At 52.8% G+C, this 16,444-nt stretch carries 15 protein-coding genes; 8 read left to right on the plus strand and 7 right to left on the minus strand.

Annotated features, from left to right (window positions below; translation table 11 throughout):
• Positions 1-7 precede the first annotated feature (7 nt).
• From aceE to ampD, 4 genes are all read right to left on the minus strand, one after another.
• Positions 8-2,665, minus strand: coding sequence for a pyruvate dehydrogenase (acetyl-transferring), homodimeric type (aceE, locus tag G462_RS0104395; RefSeq protein WP_026957908.1), 2,658 nt, complete (start codon positions 2,663-2,665; stop codon positions 8-10).
• Between the two features lie 60 nt (positions 2,666-2,725).
• Positions 2,726-3,490 (minus strand): pyruvate dehydrogenase complex transcriptional repressor PdhR, encoded by a 765-nt coding sequence (pdhR, locus tag G462_RS0104400; RefSeq protein ID WP_026957909.1) that lies wholly within the window; start codon positions 3,488-3,490, stop codon positions 2,726-2,728.
• 372 nt (positions 3,491-3,862) lie between these two features.
• Positions 3,863-4,714: a regulatory signaling modulator protein AmpE gene (gene ampE, locus G462_RS0104405; protein WP_026957910.1), complete on the minus strand. Its 852-nt coding sequence runs from the start codon at positions 4,712-4,714 to the stop codon at positions 3,863-3,865.
• A gap of 66 nt (positions 4,715-4,780) precedes the next feature.
• Entirely contained in the window at positions 4,781-5,344 is a 564-nt protein-coding gene (gene ampD / locus G462_RS0104410) for a 1,6-anhydro-N-acetylmuramyl-L-alanine amidase AmpD (protein WP_026957911.1), read from the minus strand.
• A 224-nt stretch (positions 5,345-5,568) separates the two neighbouring features.
• On the opposite strand from ampD, the gene nadC reads away from it, so the two are divergent.
• The 8 genes from nadC (at position 5,569) to yacG (ending at position 12,611) form a co-directional block, all read left to right on the plus strand.
• Entirely contained in the window at positions 5,569-6,408 is an 840-nt protein-coding gene (nadC, locus tag G462_RS0104415; protein WP_026957912.1) for a carboxylating nicotinate-nucleotide diphosphorylase, read from the plus strand.
• Between the two features lie 254 nt (positions 6,409-6,662).
• Complete coding sequence (locus G462_RS0104420) at positions 6,663-7,112, plus strand: pilin (RefSeq protein WP_026957913.1); 450 nt, start codon at positions 6,663-6,665, stop codon at positions 7,110-7,112.
• Positions 7,113-7,115: 3 nt separating this feature from the next.
• Positions 7,116-8,819, plus strand: a complete 1,704-nt coding sequence (pilB, locus tag G462_RS0104425) for a type IV-A pilus assembly ATPase PilB (protein ID WP_026957914.1) — start codon at positions 7,116-7,118, stop codon at positions 8,817-8,819.
• A 46-nt stretch (positions 8,820-8,865) separates the two neighbouring features.
• Positions 8,866-10,110 (plus strand): type II secretion system F family protein, encoded by a 1,245-nt coding sequence (locus G462_RS0104430; protein ID WP_051326527.1) that lies wholly within the window; start codon positions 8,866-8,868, stop codon positions 10,108-10,110.
• Positions 10,111-10,128: 18 nt separating this feature from the next.
• Complete coding sequence (locus G462_RS0104435; protein ID WP_026957916.1) at positions 10,129-11,019, plus strand: prepilin peptidase; 891 nt, start codon at positions 10,129-10,131, stop codon at positions 11,017-11,019.
• Positions 11,016-11,621: a dephospho-CoA kinase gene (coaE, locus tag G462_RS0104440; RefSeq protein WP_026957917.1), complete on the plus strand. Its 606-nt coding sequence runs from the start codon at positions 11,016-11,018 to the stop codon at positions 11,619-11,621. The genes G462_RS0104435 and coaE overlap by 4 nt, the downstream gene beginning before the upstream one ends.
• Positions 11,622-11,679: 58 nt before the next feature.
• Positions 11,680-12,423: a cell division protein ZapD gene (gene zapD, locus G462_RS0104445; RefSeq protein WP_026957918.1), complete on the plus strand. Its 744-nt coding sequence runs from the start codon at positions 11,680-11,682 to the stop codon at positions 12,421-12,423.
• Positions 12,420-12,611, plus strand: a complete 192-nt coding sequence (yacG, locus tag G462_RS0104450; protein WP_026957919.1) for a DNA gyrase inhibitor YacG — start codon at positions 12,420-12,422, stop codon at positions 12,609-12,611. Before zapD ends, yacG begins: the two co-directional genes overlap by 4 nt.
• Positions 12,612-12,653: 42 nt before the next feature.
• Here the strand turns inward: yacG and mutT are convergent, their stop codons facing one another.
• The 3 genes from mutT to secA all read right to left on the minus strand — a co-directional run bounded on the left by mutT (position 12,654) and on the right by secA (position 16,442).
• Positions 12,654-13,049, minus strand: a complete 396-nt coding sequence (gene mutT / locus G462_RS0104455) for an 8-oxo-dGTP diphosphatase MutT (protein ID WP_026957920.1) — start codon at positions 13,047-13,049, stop codon at positions 12,654-12,656.
• Positions 13,050-13,092: 43 nt separating this feature from the next.
• A complete protein-coding gene (locus G462_RS0104460) occupies positions 13,093-13,605 on the minus strand; it encodes a GNAT family N-acetyltransferase (protein WP_026957921.1) in 513 nt (170 codons plus the stop codon).
• A 104-nt stretch (positions 13,606-13,709) separates the two neighbouring features.
• Positions 13,710-16,442, minus strand: coding sequence for a preprotein translocase subunit SecA (gene secA, locus G462_RS0104465; RefSeq protein ID WP_026957922.1), 2,733 nt, complete (start codon positions 16,440-16,442; stop codon positions 13,710-13,712).
• Between the last annotated feature and the right edge of the window lie 2 nt (positions 16,443-16,444).

Below are 16,444 nucleotides of genomic sequence, written 5' to 3' on the forward strand. Positions count from 1 at the left end.
GCTGTCCTTACGCATAAAGTGGGTTAAGTTTGTCGGCGTCAATACCGTATTTGGCGATGGCGTCCACCACCACTTTCTTGTCAATCTCACCTTTGGCTGCCAGCTCGGTCAGAGTAGCCACCACGATGTAATCGCTGTTCACCTCAAAGTGACGACGCAAGTTCTCGCGGCTATCACTGCGGCCGAAGCCATCGGTACCCAGCACCCGGTAAGCGCCCGGTACATAAGCGCGAACCTGCTCAGCGTAGAGCTTCATGTAGTCGGTAGCCGCAATGGTCGGCTTGTCGCTTAGTACGCTGGTGATATATGGCACTTGAGCGTCCGCAGTCGGGTTCAGCATGTTAAAGCGGTCAGCGGTTTGGCCATCACGGGTCAGCTCATTGAACGAGGTCACACTGAAGATATCAGAGGCAATGTCGTACTCGTCGCTCAGCACCTGAGCCGCTTTCAGCACTTGCTGCATGATGGTGCCAGAGCCCAACAGTTGAACCTCGGCTTTGCTGCCCTTGGTTGACTTGAACTTGTAGATACCCTTGCGGATACCCTCTTCAGCACCTTCCGGCATCGCAGGCTGATGATAGTTCTCATTCATCAAGGTCAGGTAGTAGTACACGTTCTCTTGCTCGCCATACATGCGCTTCAGGCCGTCTTGCAGAATCACGGCAACTTCGAAGGCGAAGCTTGGGTCGTAAGAGATACAGTTCGGAATGGTGTTGGCCAGAATCAAGCTGTGGCCATCTTCGTGCTGCAGACCTTCACCGTTTAGGGTGGTACGGCCAGCCGTTGCACCCAGCAGGAAGCCGCGGGCTTGTTGGTCACCGGCCATCCAGCACATGTCGCCAACACGTTGGAAACCGAACATTGAGTAGTAGATGTAGAACGGAATCATCGGCACATCGTTGGTGCTGTATGAGGTGGCTGCAGCTACCCATGAGCTCATCGCACCCAGTTCGTTGATCCCTTCTTGCAGTACCTGACCGCTGGTGTCTTCTTTGTAGTAAGACACTTGCTCGCGATCTTGCGGGGTGTAGATCTGACCATGCGGGTTGTAGATACCAATCTGACGGAACAGACCTTCCATACCAAAGGTACGTGCTTCGTCGGCAATAATCGGCACGATGTTCTTACCAATGGACTTGTCTTTGAGCATCACGTTCAGTGCGCGCACATAGGCCATGGTGGTCGAAATCTCACGCTTCTGCTCGCCTAATAAAGCATCAAAGGCACCCAACTCAGGAATAGTCAGCTCACCGGTGAAGTTAGGCAGACGCTGCGGCGTGTAGCCTTTCAACTCTTTACGGCGGGCATGCAGGTATTCGTACTCTTCGCTGCCTTCTTCCAGCGTCAGGTACGGCAGGCTTGGCAAGTCTTCATCGCTTACCGCGACTTTCAGACGGTCACGCACGTGCTGTACGTGGGTCATGTCCATCTTCTTCACCTGGTGGGCGATGTTCTTACCTTCTGCCGCTTCACCCATACCGTAACCTTTTACGGTCTTGGCCAGGATAACGGTTGGCTTGTCGCCACACTTGCGGGCGTTATCGAAGGCGGCGAACAGTTTAACCGGGTCATGACCACCGCGGCGCAGGGCGAAGATCTCGTCATCGCTCATGTCTTTTACCAGCTCAGCCGTTTCGCTGTACTTACCGAAGAAGTGCTCACGCACGTAAGCGCCGTACTTCGACTTAAAGGTCTGGTAGTCGCCGTCCACGGTTTCATTCATCAGTTGCAGCAGTTTACCTGAGCTATCTTTCGCCAGCAGGCTATCCCACTCGCTACCCCAGATAAGCTTAACTACGTTCCAGCCAGCACCTTTGAACAGGCCTTCCAGCTCTTGGATGATCTTGCCGTTACCCATTACCGGGCCGTCCAAGCGCTGCAGGTTACAGTTAATCACAAAGCACAGGTTGTTGAGCTTCTCGCGGGCGGCGAAGGAGATCGCGCCGCGTGATTCTGGCTCGTCCATCTCACCGTCGCCCAAGAAGGCATAAACACGCTGCTCGGTGGTGTCTTTCAGGCCACGACCGTTCAGGTATTTAAGAAAACGCGCTTGGTAGATAGCCGAGATTGGACCCAGACCCATCGATACGGTTGGGAACTGCCAGAACTCAGGCATCAGTTTCGGGTGTGGGTAAGAGCTTAGGCCTTTGCCGTCCACTTCTTGGCGGAAGTTATCTAGCTGGTCTTCACTCAAGCGACCTTCAACGAAGGCGCGAGCATAGATACCCGGAGAGATATGGCCTTGGTAGTACACCAGATCGCCGCCGTCTTTTTCGTTCGGCGCGCGGAAGAAGTGGTTGAAACAGGTCTCGTAGAATGCCGCTGAAGACTGGAAAGATGCCATGTGGCCGCCCAACTCCAAGTCTTTTTTAGAAGCGCGCAGCACAATCATGATGGCATTCCAGCGGATGATAGAGCGAATGCGACGCTCAATATCCAGATCCCCTGGGTAATCTGGCTGATCTTCTACATTGATGGTGTTGATGTAATCCGTGGTAATAGCGCCGCCCACCGGACCCAAGCCTTGTAGCTTAGCGCCGGCCAGCACTTGCTCCATCAAGAACTGAGCGCGTTCAATTCCGTCCTCGCGAATAACAGATTCAATGGCTTCGATCCATTCGCTGGTTTCCAGTGAATCTACATCATGCTTCAGCGTGTCTGACATGACTGTTTCCTTAGTGTTAGATTAACAGTGTTCCCACAATCCCGAACCGGGTTGTCCGTGTTAGATTTTCAGTTGCCGTAAACGTCGATTCGAGCGCTCAACCCGGCTCTCCTCGCGTTCAATTTCCAATAAGGTTTCTTCAATAAATGCCAAGTGTTGGTGGGAAGCTTCGCGGGCTTGATCCGGCTGGCCATCGAGGATGGCCTTTAGCATCGCACTGCGATGCTGGCGGATCTTGCTGGTTACGCTGGGGCGTCGATACAGCAACTCAAAGTTACTCAGCACGTTGGCTTCCAACAGCGGGGCTAGGCCACGAATTAGGTGAAATAGCACTAGTTTGTGTGACGCTTCAGCTATTACCTCGTATAAAGCCACAACCGCTTTAGCTTCTGCCGCGCTATCCCCCTCTACCTGCGCTAGCTCAACTCGCGCGTAGCAAAGCTGAATCTTCTCCAGATCACCTTCAGTGCCGCGTAGCGCTGCGTAATAGGCAGAAATTCCCTCAACCGCATGGCGAAACTCCAGTAGATCGAGTTGAGTTTCATCATGCTTGGCTAACAGCTCAAACAGCGGATCGGTTAGACCGTCACGCAGTTTGTGCTGTACAAAAGTGCCGCCACCCTGGCGTCGAACCACTAAGCCTTTGGCTTCCAGTTTCTGAATCGCTTCGCGCAGCGAAGGGCGCGATACATCAAACTGCTTAGCTAACTCACGCTCTGCAGGCAGGCGCTCGCCCGGGGGCAGGCTGCCTTCCAGAATCATTCTCTCCAACTGCTCAACAATGACGTCGGAAAGCTTGGCGGGTTTAACTCGTTGGTAGTTCATTTAATTCCATTAACATTGGTAATACCAATTTACACCGCAAAAAACTAACAAACCGTAAACATAAAGTCCAGCTAAATTGATTGATATCAATTTATTCGAGATATGACAACGGCTTTACCCCATTTGATAGGTCTATCACCAGACAGGTAAGACCATTTTCACTAAATCTTCACATTTTGAGTGATATTGCAGGCGGAAATGTTAAATCTTCGATTAACAACTTTGTAAAGCAGCTACCGAAGTACCACGGGTGGAGTCAGATAATGGACGAGCAGTGAGGAAGGTATAGACGTGGCTTTTACGCCGCTCAAACTAGCAAGCGGCGAAAGTAAAAGAGATGGGTATACAGAGGTTTACAGCGACGGCGCTAACCTAAATCACTTGACCGGTAATCGTCATCAGCGAGAGTATCGCAATCGCCAGCAGCATCCCGCGCTTAGCCAAACTCACATAACGGGTGGTGGTCTCCACGCACAAGCTACTGCCTTCGGTATCGATGTCTTCGGCAGCGGTAGCGACCTTCGCCAACCAATAGCCGTTACTGTGCTGACGATCCTTTAAGGCACTCAACCAAGGCACTGCGGCGCTGGCCGCGTTGCCCACCAATATATAGCTAAGCCCCGCTAAGCGACTTGGCAGCCAATCAACCAAGTGCATCAAGCGATGGATCCAAACGGCATCATGTTCTGGTTGAAGCCGATAGTTGTAGCAATGCAGCTCCCGGCAACAGGCATAGAACACCGCACCAGCAGGACCAAGCAACACGAAGAAAAATAAGATAGCAAAGTAGTAGCGATAGTTGAGCCACACCAACTGAGTGCCGGTAGTTACAGCCAAGCGCTCGCCGCTGTCCACGCGGTGATGCTCGTGCATACCTTGTAGCAGGGTTTGATTGAAGTGCTCACAGGCTTGCTGATCGCCATCGGCAGCAGCCCTTAAATAGTCGCGGTAGGAGCATTGCAACGGGGGGCAGCCAAGGGTTAAGAAAGGAACGGCCACCCACAGCAGCAACGACCCGAGCCCCCAGTAGCGCCCTTGCAAAAACAGCTGCAGAGCAACCAACAAGGCAACGGGTAAGGCAATCCCCAACAGTGCCTGAAGCGGCCAAGACTGATTCTGCAGACGTTTAATCAACTGATGATAACTGGCCTGCCACAACCAGTGGGTTCCCGAGTGGCGGATCCGCTCTAAGCTGAGTGCGAGCAAAAGAGACAGCAGCGACATTGAAATTCCTATTTTGCGCTGTAAGGCATTGTTCTGCTTAGTCTAGCGAGAGCTAAGTGTCAGCGTCTACTTACTTAACTGGCTGAGTAGCCGCGACCAATCAAATTCTCGACCAGGATCGGTCTTTCTCCCAGGCGCGATGTCGCTGTGGCCCACTATTCGCGATTTACTTAAGTTGGGATAACGCGCCAGCAAACTCTGGCAAACCTCGGCTAAGCGTTGGTACTGGGCGTCAGTAAACGGGCTGTGGTCGGTCCCCTCCAACTCGATGCCGATGGAGAAATCGTTGCAACGCTCACGCCCTTCAAAACTAGACACACCCGCATGCCAGGCGCGCTTGTCCAGCTCGACAAACTGCTGCAACTGCCCTTCGCGGTCGATAAACAAATGCGCAGATACGCGCAAGCCTTCCAGCTCTTCAAAACCAGGATGGCTTTGGCAGTCTAGACAGCCCTGAAACAAATCGGTGACTTGCGGTCCGCCAAACTGTCCTTCGGGCAAGCTGATGCAGTGGATCACCACCAACGAGATATCCGAGGGGTCGGGACGATCATCGAAATGGGGAGACGGCGTCCACAGCGCATCGGTAAGTCGTTGTTCGGGCTGTTCTGAAGGTAGTTTCTGAGTCATCGTCTAACGAGGTTTCGTTGCTGGCTTTCGAGGATTAACTCCGATGCTATCGTCGCCCTCCACAAACAGCAAGCGGCGAGAAGCAGCGATACCATAACGCGGCGAAGTCAGATAAAATGACGCCTCGGGCGCACAAGCATCAACATGATTATAAACCGCCTGAATAGAACTAGACCCGGATGGGATCGTAGCCCCTCAACCCTTATCTCAACTGAGAAACCAGCATGCAGATAGAACAATTGCGCGCCAACGTAAGCGCCGCTCTGGAAGAGGACCTTCAAGGACTCGACGCGAATAACGATATCACCGCCAACCTCATCCCCGCTGAGCAACGCAGCCAAGCAAAAGTGATCAGCCGCGAACCGGCTATCTTTTGTGGCCGCCCGTTTGCCGACGAAGTGTTTCGTCAGCTCGGAGAAGAGGTCACCATCGAGTGGCTGGTCGAAGATGGCGAGCGAGTCGAAATCAATCAAACGCTTTGCCGACTGGAAGGCCCGTCTCGCGCACTACTGACTGGCGAGCGAACCGCCCTGAACTTTATTCAGACCCTGTCCGGCATCGCCACCACTGTGGATGCCTATATGGAGCGCCTTAAAGGCACTCAATGTCGCTTGCTCGATACCCGTAAAACGCTACCGGGCCTGCGCTTTGCCTCAAAGTACGCAGTGACCTGTGGCGGCGGTACTAATCACCGTTTTGGCTTGTTCGATGCTTTCTTGATTAAAGAGAACCACATTATGGCCTGCGGCGGCATCGCCCAAGCGGTTGCTAACGCGCAAAAAATCGCGCCGGGTAAAACCGTAGAAGTGGAAACCGAGAGCCTCGATGAGTTCCAGCAAGCGCTCGAAGCCGGTGCCGATCGCATCATGCTGGATAACTTCAACGAAGCGATGATGCGCGAAGCGGTAGAGCTCAACCAAGGCCGAGCGGAGCTGGAAGTCTCTGGTAACGTGAGCCTCGATACCATCGGCCGTTTTGCTCAAACCGGTGTCGACTTTATCTCAGTGGGCGCGCTGACCAAGCACGTGCAAGCCGTAGACCTATCTATGCGATTCGAGTTGTAAACTCTTAAAATCATCAATTATGGCTGTACAGTTTTTTGTACAGCCATCCTTCCATACAGCTCACAACTTTCACACAAAGTTTGCCTCAAAATCCGAAAAACTATACTAATTAGAAACGTATGCTTTACTTACTAAAAGCATCGTAGTGGCACGGATGCCCGAGAGTTACGTTAAGTAGTTGCTTAGCGCTGTGCTTTTTTGGCTTCGGCCGCCACAGGTAAATAAACACTAACGCTGTATACAAGGATGAAATAATGAAATCACTACACCGCTTAACCGCCAAGGCCCAACACCAACAAGCTGGTTTTACCCTTATCGAACTGATGATCGTGGTCGCGATTGTAGCTATTTTGGCTGCTGTGGCGCTGCCGGCTTATCAGAATTACACAAGAAAAGCTCGTTACTCAGACGTTATCAGTGCAGCTCAAGGGGTTAAAACCGCCTTAGAAGTTTGCTTACAGACCGAAATCACTGGCTGTAACACCAACACAACTGTAACAGCAGCAGCGACAGCAGAAGCAAATCGTGCACAAGTCACTTCTGTTGCCTTTACAGGGTATACCGATGCCGCTCCTGTTCTCATTGTAACTCCAGCGGCCTCTAACGGCATTGCTGCTGCTGACACCTACACTCTAACTGGAGCAGTTGCAAATGGAGGAGTCACTTGGACTCCCAGCTGCGCCGGCGCTAAGCTTTGCGAGTAATCAATGCCCAGCAGTACCCTACAAGGTGGCTTAGCCCCCAGCTTGGCCACCGCCTTCCCCGATAAGCAGAGCCGGCTCCAAGAGCTGGCTGCTCGCGCAAAGCAGGAAAATCGCCCTTTTGTCTCCTTGCTGGTTGAGAGCGAGACTCTAACAGGGGAAGAGCTAGCACAGTTTTGTGAAGTCCAGTTCGGTCTTCCTCTGCTGGATTTAGATGGGGTTGAGCTAGGGGCGATCCCAGAGAAGTACCTTAATCGCTCACTAATTCTCAAACACCATGCGCTCCCGGTCTACAATCGGCAAAACACGCTCTATGTCGCCATGTCTGACCCCAGCAATGTCACAGCGTTGGAAGACTTTGGCTTTAGCTTTAGCCTTCATGTCGAGGCCTTGTTGGTCGAAGAGCATAAACTCGCTAAAGCAATCAACCATCTAGTTGACGATAGCAGCAACCTTAGCCTTGATGATATTAGCGATGCAGATATCTCTGATTTAGAGGTTAGCGAGCAAGAGTCTCGCCTCGATGAAGAGCAGAGCCGGGAAGATGACACTCCCATCGTGGTGTATATCAACAAGATTTTGATGGATGCAATCCGCCGGGGGGCATCGGACTTGCACTTTGAGCCTTACGAGCACCGTTTTCGTATCCGTTTTCGCATCGATGGAATACTTCACGAGATTGCGGCCCCACCAGTTAATCTCGCCAACCGCTTTTCGGCACGTCTAAAAGTGATGGCCAAGATGGATATTGCCGAGCGCCGGTTGCCTCAAGATGGTCGCATCAAGATAAAAACCGGCCACAACAAGGCCATCGATATGCGGGTGAACTCCCTGCCCACCATGTGGGGCGAGAAGATCGTACTGCGGATCCTCGACTCCTCCGCCGCCAAACTCAATATCGATGTGCTGGGCTACGAAGAGAAGCAAAAGCAGTTATACCTCAAAGCACTAAGCCGCCCACAAGGGATGATTTTGGTTACCGGCCCCACTGGCTCAGGTAAAACTGTCTCCCTCTACACCGGGCTGAATATTCTCAATACCGACGAAGTGAATATCTCCACCGCGGAAGATCCAGTAGAGATTAATCTTCCTGGTATCAACCAAGTTCATATCAACAACCGCGCCGGGCTCACCTTTGCCAGCGCCCTGCGCGCTTTTTTGCGTCAAGACCCCGATGTAGTGATGGTCGGTGAGATTCGAGACTTAGAAACTGCGGAGATCGCCATTAAGGCCGCACAAACCGGCCACTTGGTGCTATCTACACTGCATACCAACTCGGCCGCTGAAACACTAACTCGCTTGCTCAATATGGGCGTACCAGCATTCAATATCGCCTCTTCTGTCAGCCTGATTATCGCCCAACGCTTGGCCCGTCGTTTATGTGAACACTGCAAAAAGCCTGCAGACATAGCAGCTGAGCACTACCAAGAGCTAGGCTTCAATCAGCAGCAAATCGATGCTGGCATCAACGTGTATGAGCCTGTCGGCTGCGAGCACTGCACCAGTGGCTACAAAGGCCGCGTCGGTATCTATGAAGTGATGCCGATGAGTGGTGATATCGCGCGATTGATTATGGAGCAAGGCAACTCGCTGCAAATTGCTGCTCAGGCCGAGACAGAAGGCATGTATAACTTAAGAATGTCAGCACTGGAAAAAGCCCGCAATGGGGTGACCAGTTTGGCAGAAGTAGAACGCGTCACTTCAATCTAGTATTCATCCGGCGATGTAAAGCCGCCCCACTCTGAGAAGGATGCTTATGGCCAAGGCAAGGACTGCAAAAGCCAAAACCATCAAAAACATCAGCACTTACCAATGGCATGGCATTAACCGCAAGGGCAGCAAAGTCAGCGGAGAGATGCAGGCGGAAAGTACCATCCAAGTTAAAACAGAGATGCGCAAGCAGGGTGTGAACGTCACCAAGGTCAGCAAGAAGTCAGAGAGCTTTCTGGCACGTTTGCAAGACAAAGTGAACGCCATGGATATCTCGGTGATCTCGCGTCAGATTGCCACCATGCTAACTGCCGGCGTACCACTGGTGCAAAGCCTTGGGATCATCTCTAAAAGCGCAGAAAAACCCTCGCTACGTAGATTAATGGGCGAAGTAGCCGGTGAAGTGGAAACCGGCACAGCTTTAAGTGAGAGCCTGCGAAAGCATCCTCACTTCTTTGATGACCTGTATTGCGATCTTGTAGAAGCAGGCGAGCAAAGCGGCGCTTTGGAAACGATCTACGATCGCATTGCGTCTTACAAAGAAAAAGCCGAAGCACTCAAATCTAAGATTAAAAAAGCCATGTTCTACCCGACCGCAGTGATCATTGTCGCCATTGTGGTCACATCCATCTTGTTGTTGTTTGTGATCCCCCAGTTCGAGGATATCTTTGCCGGATTCGGTGCGGAGTTGCCTGCATTTACCCAGATGGTCATTGGGATATCTCGCTTTATGCAAAAAGCTTGGTGGCTGATTTTTGGTATCGCTGGATTTGCTATCTGGTCTTATATGCAAGGCCTCAAGCGCTCGCAAAAAGTGCGCGATGCCACAGACCGGGCTGTACTTAGAATTCCCATTATTAGCCCAATCTTGCATAAGGCTGCTATGGCCCGCTTTGCCAGAACCTTGTCGACCACGTTTGCTGCAGGTATTCCCCTTATTGATGCACTCGTGGCTGCAGCCGGCGCCTCCGGCAACGTGGTCTACCGCCAAGCCATCATGTCGATCCGCAGCGAGGTCACCAGCGGGATGCAGATGAACGTTGCCATGCGCACCGTAAACCTGTTCCCAGATATGGTGACTCAGATGGTGATGATTGGTGAAGAGTCGGGCTCGCTCGATGGTATGCTTGACAAGGTCGCCAATATCTATGAACAGCAAGTGGACGATGCGGTCGACGGCCTAACCAGCTTGATAGAGCCATTAATAATGGTGGTGCTCGGGGTGCTGGTTGGTGGTATGGTGGTCGCCATGTACCTGCCCATCTTTACCTTGGGCACCGTTGTTGGCTAGAACACTGATTTCGCTGTAATGACTGACTTAATTACCTACTACCCCATGCTCGCCTTGGCCTTCTGCTTGGTTTTTGCGCTATGCGTGGGTTCCTTCCTGAACGTGGTTATTCACCGCCTACCGCTGATGATGGAGCGCCAATGGCAAGCCGAATGCGACGACTATCTGGCCCAGCAGACTGATAGCTGCGAGCCTGCTTCGCCAAATGCTAGCGAGCAATCCGCCCCGTTTAACCTGATGGTGCCACGCTCCCGTTGCCCTGAATGCAATAGCCTTATCCGTGCCTGGCAGAACATCCCGGTGATCAGTTGGCTGCTGCTCGGTGGCAAGTGCGCGAACTGCAAAACCAAGATCAGCATTCGCTATCCGCTGGTAGAAGTGGCAAGCGCACTGTTGTGTTTGGCATGCTGGTCGGTGTTTGGCTTTACCACCAGCTTCGTGTTCGCCTGCCTGTTTAGCTGGCTGATGCTCACTCTGGCATTGATTGATTTCGATACCATGCTGCTCCCCGACCAACTAACGCTGCCGGGTATGTGGCTGGGCCTGCTGCTAGCCACGCAAAGCCTGTTCGCCTCCCCCATCGATGCGATCATTGGCGCGGCTGCTGGCTACCTGTTTCTATGGTCAATCTTCTGGGCATTTAAACTGCTTACCGGTAAAGAAGGGATGGGCTATGGTGACTTTAAGCTATTAGCATTGATTGGTGCGTGGTTTGGTTGGCAAGCCTTACCGCTGGTCGTACTGCTGTCCTCGCTAAGCGGTGCGGTACTGGGTATTATTTTGCTGGTGACCCGCCGCCAACAGCAAGGACAGCCGATGCCGTTTGGGCCCTACTTAGCAATGGGCGGCTTGTGCTATCTCTATATCGGCCCTGAGCTCTACCAGTGGTATCTGGGAGCGCTGCTATGATTGTCGGCCTGACTGGAGGCATCGCCAGTGGCAAAACTGCGGTTTCCGATTACTTAGCTGAACTGGGTATTCCGGTGGTGGATGCCGATGTGGTGGCGCGCCAAGTCGTCGAACCGGGCCAACCGGCACTAGTATCGATCGCGCAGCACTTTGGCCACGAACTGATACAGGCAGATGGCAGCTTGGATAGAGCCGCACTGCGCCAGCGAATCTTTAACAATCACCAAGAAAAACAGTGGCTCGAAGCGCTGTTGCACCCGCTCATCCGCACAACTATTCGCAAGCAATTGGATGATGCACAGGGGCCCTACAAGTTACTGGTAGCCCCGCTGCTGCTAGAGAACGGATTGGAGAGCATGGTTGATCGGGTGTTGGTTATCGATGCGCCCGTCGACGCACAGCTTAACCGCGGCGCCGCCAGAGACAACAACAGCCGAGAGCAGATCGAGCAAATTGTCGCTGCGCAACTCCCACGAGAGCAGCGCGTCGCCAAGGCCGACGATGTTATTTGCAACGACCGAGACCTCGAGCACTTGCAGAAACAGACTCTAGCTCTCCATCAGCGCTACTTAGAGCTGGCAAAAGCCCATGACAGAATTTGACTCAGTCGTTACACTACTTCACATTAACGCTTAGAAGTTGAGCAAAGACTTGGGGCCTATGGGTACGCTGACATACGAACATCCACTGAACGAAAAAACCCGCAACTACTTACGGTTGGAGCACCTGTTCAACAGCCTGTTAAAGGCCAGCTCGTTGCAGGACGATATGCACCAGCAGGTGTTTTTCAAGGTATTGTTCGATCTCGCCGAGGTACTCGAGCGCTGTGATTGGCGCAGCGATCTGCTGAAAGACTTCACCAAGTATGGCCAACAACTTCAGCGCTGGGCAGAACAGCCCGGCGTCGACACCAGCAAGATCGAGCAGCTTCAGGCCGAGCTCACCGCGCTAAGCCAGCAGATCCATAAGATTGCTCGTATCAATGATCACCTCAAAGAAGATCGCCTGCTCAACAGCGTGCGTCAACGCATCAACCTCCCCGGTGGCCACTGTGATTTTGACCTGCCGCAGCTGCATTGGTGGCTAAGCCAACCTCAGCAAACCTTTATGAGCTCGGTTGAGGGCTGGATTGCTCCCTATCAGCCGCTGTTACAGGCGATTAACCAGATCATGCTGATTATTCGCCAACAGAGCCACAGTAGCGATGTTATTGCCGCAGGCGGATTCTACCAAGGGGTGGCAGAAAACTGCTGCCTGTTGCGTATCGAAGTGCCCGATGAAGTAGCGGCCTACCCAACCGTGAGTGGTCACAAACACCGCTTCGCGATAAAATTCCTGCCCACCAATCACCAAGAGCCAGGCGATATTCCTTGCCGACTCTACTGCTGCAAGATAAGTGAATGAGTAAGACCGTAGTAAATTGCCCGACCTGCAACGCTGAAGTTGTCTGGGAGCCACAGAGCCAGTTCCGCCCTTTCTGTAGCGAGCGCTGCAAGCTGATCGATTTGGGCGAATGGGCCAACGAAGAGAAACATATCCCCGGCCAGCCGATTCAAGAAGACGAAGACAAGCCCGATAGCTGGGAGTTCTAAGCTTTTACAAGCAGACGGCTAATCTTCTGTATCGAACCAGTGTTATAGAGCCTCTTGTAACAACTCAACAATTGGCTGATTCGCTTCGGGGAACGCCAGCGTTAGTAACTCAGCCTTTGCCACCCAACGCAGAGGCTGCCCTTCTCGCCCCTCAGGCTTGCCAGTAAACGCCGGGATGATATAGACCTGCAGGCATACTTGCTTGTCGCCATAGTCATGGGAGATATCGATTAGATGGCTAGCCTGCCCAACGTCAATATCGATGCCCAGCTCTTCATGTAGCTCGCGCTGCATCGCCTCTAGCACCGTCTCTTTAGGCTCAATCTTGCCACCAGGAAACTCCCATAGGCCCCCTTGATGCTGTGAGGCATGGCGTTTACTCAACAGTATCTGTTGTTGCTGAACGATCACGCCAACGGCAACATTCACAGTTTTCATCTCTTATCCTTGTATTTACGCTCTAGCGTTCGCCACCGACAGGCTAATAAACACATCCGTTAAACTCAATGGTTTCAGTGCTTAGAGAGAAACTACCTGAGTACAGCTTAACCATGCCGCCGCGATAGACAAACTGTTGCGGCGCGCCCGATGCCTTATCAAAGAAACGGATCGGAATCTCTAGCGCCTCAAAACCACTGGAGCGATAGATAGCCGGTTGATAGGCAAACAGGAATGCACTGTCTGCACCCGCTGCGCATAGCTGCTGCTCTAGCGCATCCATCAGTTTTTTGCTGTAGCCCCACCCTCGCTGTGCTGGCGCAACCGCAACGGAGCCGATAATGCCTGCGCTAAACACACTATCACCCTGTTGCATCTCCCGCAGATAAGCCAGGCCGAAGCCGATTAGCTGCGCTTGTTCTCGCAATACCGCTGCGCAAAGCAGCTCAGAATTGATATCAAGGGCTAAGGGCTCACCAAAGGTTTGCTGCAAAAACGCCTCTACACTGGGCGCAATCTCGCTCAGTGCTTCAGCATCTAGTACCTGTATTTCCATAGCTGACTCCTTGTTACTGCCCCCTCTTGGGCGCCAAACACGACCTGCGACAACGATCAAAAAAGGGGAGCAAACGCTCCCCCTTCAAATCATCAAGCGGCAGCTTAACTCAGCTTGCCATGACAATTTTTGTATTTCTTGCCAGAGCCACATGGGCATGGGTCGTTACGGCCCACTTTTGCACCTTCGCGCTGGAACGGCTGTGCCGCTGCTGGCGCTTGCTCGTCACCTTCTCCAGCCATGGCTTGCGCCTGCTGGTGTTGCTGCTGGCGCATCGCTGCTACGCGACGTTCCGCTTCCTGGCGCTTGGCTTCCATAGCGGCCACTTCTTCTTGTGACTGCACCTGAACCCGGCTCAGGATGCTGATGACATCGCTCTTAAGCGCTTCCAGCATTTCGGTGAACAGCTCAAACGACTCGCGCTTGTACTCTTGCTTCGGATTTTTCTGAGCGTAACCACGCAGGTGAATGCCCTGACGTAGATGATCCATCGCCGCCAAGTGCTCTTTCCACAGCTGGTCAAGGGTCTGCAACATCGCTGACTTCTCGAACTGGCGGATCGCCTTCTCGCCCACGATTTCTGATTTACGCTGGTACTCGGCAACAGCAGACTCAAGGATCTTATCGCGCAGCTTCTCTTCGTAGAGCTTGTCGTCTTCTTCCAACCATTTCTGGATCGGTAGCTCCAAGCCGAAATCGCTCTTCAGGCGAGTTTCCAGTCCAGGCACATCCCACATCTCTTCCAGAGACTGAGGCGGAATGTAGCCGTCGATAACATCGTTGTACACATCGCCACGAATACGATCGATGGTCTCAGAGATATCGTCACTGTCCATTAGCTCGTTACGTTGCTCATAGACCACCTTACGCTGGTCGTTAGCCACATCATCAAACTCAAGCAGCGACTTACGAATATCGAAGTTACGGCCTTCAACCTTACGCTGAGCGTTCTCAATGGCGCGCGTTACCCATACGTGTTCGATGGCATCGCCACGCTCCATGCCCAGCTTCTTCATCATGCCGCTTACGCGGTCAGAGGCAAAGATGCGCATCAGGCTGTCTTCCATCGACAGGTAGAAGCGTGAAGAGCCCGCATCACCCTGACGACCAGCACGACCACGTAGCTGGTTATCGATACGGCGTGACTCGTGACGCTCAGTACCGATGATGTGCAGACCGCCGTTGGCAAGCACCGCGTCGTGGCGCACTTGCCACTTCTGCTTGATGTCCGCAATCTGATGCTCGCTTGGGTTGTCTAGCGCATCCAGCTCAGCCTGCAGGCTACCGCCCAGTACAATATCGGTACCACGCCCCGCCATGTTGGTAGCGATGGTTACCGCACCCGGCAGACCCGCTTCAGCAACGATGGTTGCTTCTTTCTCGTGGAACTTGGCGTTAAGTACTTGGTGCTTGATCTTCTGTTTCTTCAGAATGCTTGAGATAAGCTCTGAGTTTTCAATCGATACCGTACCCACCAATACCGGGCGACCCGCCGCAACACACTCGTTGATGTCCGCGATAATCGCTTCGTATTTCTCTTCGGCGGTCAGGTAGACCAAGTCACCACGGTCATCACGCACCATCGGTTTGTTGGTTGGTACCACCACGGTGTTCAAACCGTAGATGCTTTGGAATTCGAAGGCTTCGGTATCAGCAGTACCGGTCATACCGGCTAGCTTCTGGTACAAACGGAAGTAGTTCTGGAAGGTGATCGATGCCAGCGTTTGGTTCTCGTTCTGGATCTTCACGCCTTCTTTGGCTTCAACGGCCTGGTGCAGGCCTTCCGACCAACGACGCCCCGGCATAGTACGGCCGGTGTGCTCGTCAACGATCACGATCTCGCCCTCAGGGCTTACAATGTAATCAACGTCTTTCTCGAATAGGGTGTGGGCACGTAGCGCCGCATTCACATGGTGCAACAGGCTAATGTTCGCCGCGTTGTACAGCGAATCGTCCTGCTCCAGCATACCGCGCTGCTTGAGGGTATCTTCTACAAACACCTGGCCATTTTCAGTCAGGTGAACCTGCTTGTTCTTCTCATCGACTGTGTAGTGACCATCACCGATCTTTTCTTCGCTATCTTCCTCTTCTTGGCGGACCAACAGTGGGATAACGTCGTTGATCTTGCGGTACAGCTCCGAGCTGTCTTCCGCAGGGCCAGAGATAATCAGCGGGGTACGTGCTTCGTCGATCAGGATCGAGTCCACTTCATCGACTACCGCATAGTTAAGCGGACGCTGCACACGCTGCTCTGGCACAAAGGCCATGTTGTCGCGCAGGTAATCGAAGCCAAATTCGTTGTTGGTACCGTAGGTGATGTCGGCAGCGTAGGCTTCTTTCTTAGCCTCGTGGTCCATACCGGCCACGTTCACCGAAACGGTCATGCCCAGGTATTCGAACAATGGGCGATTCCACTCGGCGTCACGACGGGCCAGGTAGTCGTTCACGGTAATCACGTGAACGCCTTCGCCACTTAGTGCATTCAGATAGGCTGGCAGGGTTGCGGTCAGGGTTTTACCCTCACCGGTGCGCATCTCAGCGATTTGGTGCTCGTTAAGCACCATACCGCCCACCAGCTGCACGTCGAAGTGACGCATGCCGAACACGCGTTTAGAAGCTTCACGTACCGTGGCAAACGCTTCTGGAATCAAGGCATCCAGATTTTCGCCTTTCTCCAGGCGGTCACGGAACTCTTGAGTCTTGGCTTTTAGCTCTTCGGCAGATAGCTTTTCAAAGTCCGGCTCAAGCTGGTTGATCAGCTTGACCACTTTGCGCAACTTCTTGATCGTACGATCGTTGCGTGTACCGATTACTTTGGTTACTAATTTACTAATCATGT

Origin of the sequence: Aliagarivorans taiwanensis DSM 22990 (assembly GCF_000429505.1) — a bacterium.
GTDB classification, from domain to species: domain Bacteria; phylum Pseudomonadota; class Gammaproteobacteria; order Enterobacterales; family Celerinatantimonadaceae; genus Aliagarivorans; species Aliagarivorans taiwanensis.

Excerpts from the sequence above, each read along its gene's own strand:
- G462_RS0104420 (WP_026957913.1), top strand. The coding sequence starts at position 6,663 with ATGAAATCACTACACCGCTTAACCGCCAAGGCCCAACACCAACAAGCT.
- pdhR (WP_026957909.1), bottom strand. The coding sequence starts at position 3,490 with ATGAACTACCAACGAGTTAAACCCGCCAAGCTTTCCGACGTCATTGTT.
- mutT (WP_026957920.1), bottom strand. The coding sequence starts at position 13,049 with ATGAAAACTGTGAATGTTGCCGTTGGCGTGATCGTTCAGCAACAACAG.
- secA (WP_026957922.1), bottom strand. The coding sequence starts at position 16,442 with ATGATTAGTAAATTAGTAACCAAAGTAATCGGTACACGCAACGATCGT.
- G462_RS0104430 (WP_051326527.1), top strand. The coding sequence starts at position 8,866 with ATGGCCAAGGCAAGGACTGCAAAAGCCAAAACCATCAAAAACATCAGC.
- G462_RS0104435 (WP_026957916.1), top strand. The coding sequence starts at position 10,129 with ATGACTGACTTAATTACCTACTACCCCATGCTCGCCTTGGCCTTCTGC.
- yacG (WP_026957919.1), top strand. The coding sequence starts at position 12,420 with ATGAGTAAGACCGTAGTAAATTGCCCGACCTGCAACGCTGAAGTTGTC.
- nadC (WP_026957912.1), top strand. The coding sequence starts at position 5,569 with ATGCAGATAGAACAATTGCGCGCCAACGTAAGCGCCGCTCTGGAAGAG.
- G462_RS0104460 (WP_026957921.1), bottom strand. The coding sequence starts at position 13,605 with ATGGAAATACAGGTACTAGATGCTGAAGCACTGAGCGAGATTGCGCCC.
- coaE (WP_026957917.1), top strand. The coding sequence starts at position 11,016 with ATGATTGTCGGCCTGACTGGAGGCATCGCCAGTGGCAAAACTGCGGTT.
- pilB (WP_026957914.1), top strand. The coding sequence starts at position 7,116 with ATGCCCAGCAGTACCCTACAAGGTGGCTTAGCCCCCAGCTTGGCCACC.
- zapD (WP_026957918.1), top strand. The coding sequence starts at position 11,680 with ATGGGTACGCTGACATACGAACATCCACTGAACGAAAAAACCCGCAAC.
- ampE (WP_026957910.1), bottom strand. The coding sequence starts at position 4,714 with ATGTCGCTGCTGTCTCTTTTGCTCGCACTCAGCTTAGAGCGGATCCGC.
- ampD (WP_026957911.1), bottom strand. The coding sequence starts at position 5,344 with ATGACTCAGAAACTACCTTCAGAACAGCCCGAACAACGACTTACCGAT.
- aceE (WP_026957908.1), bottom strand. The coding sequence starts at position 2,665 with ATGTCAGACACGCTGAAGCATGATGTAGATTCACTGGAAACCAGCGAA.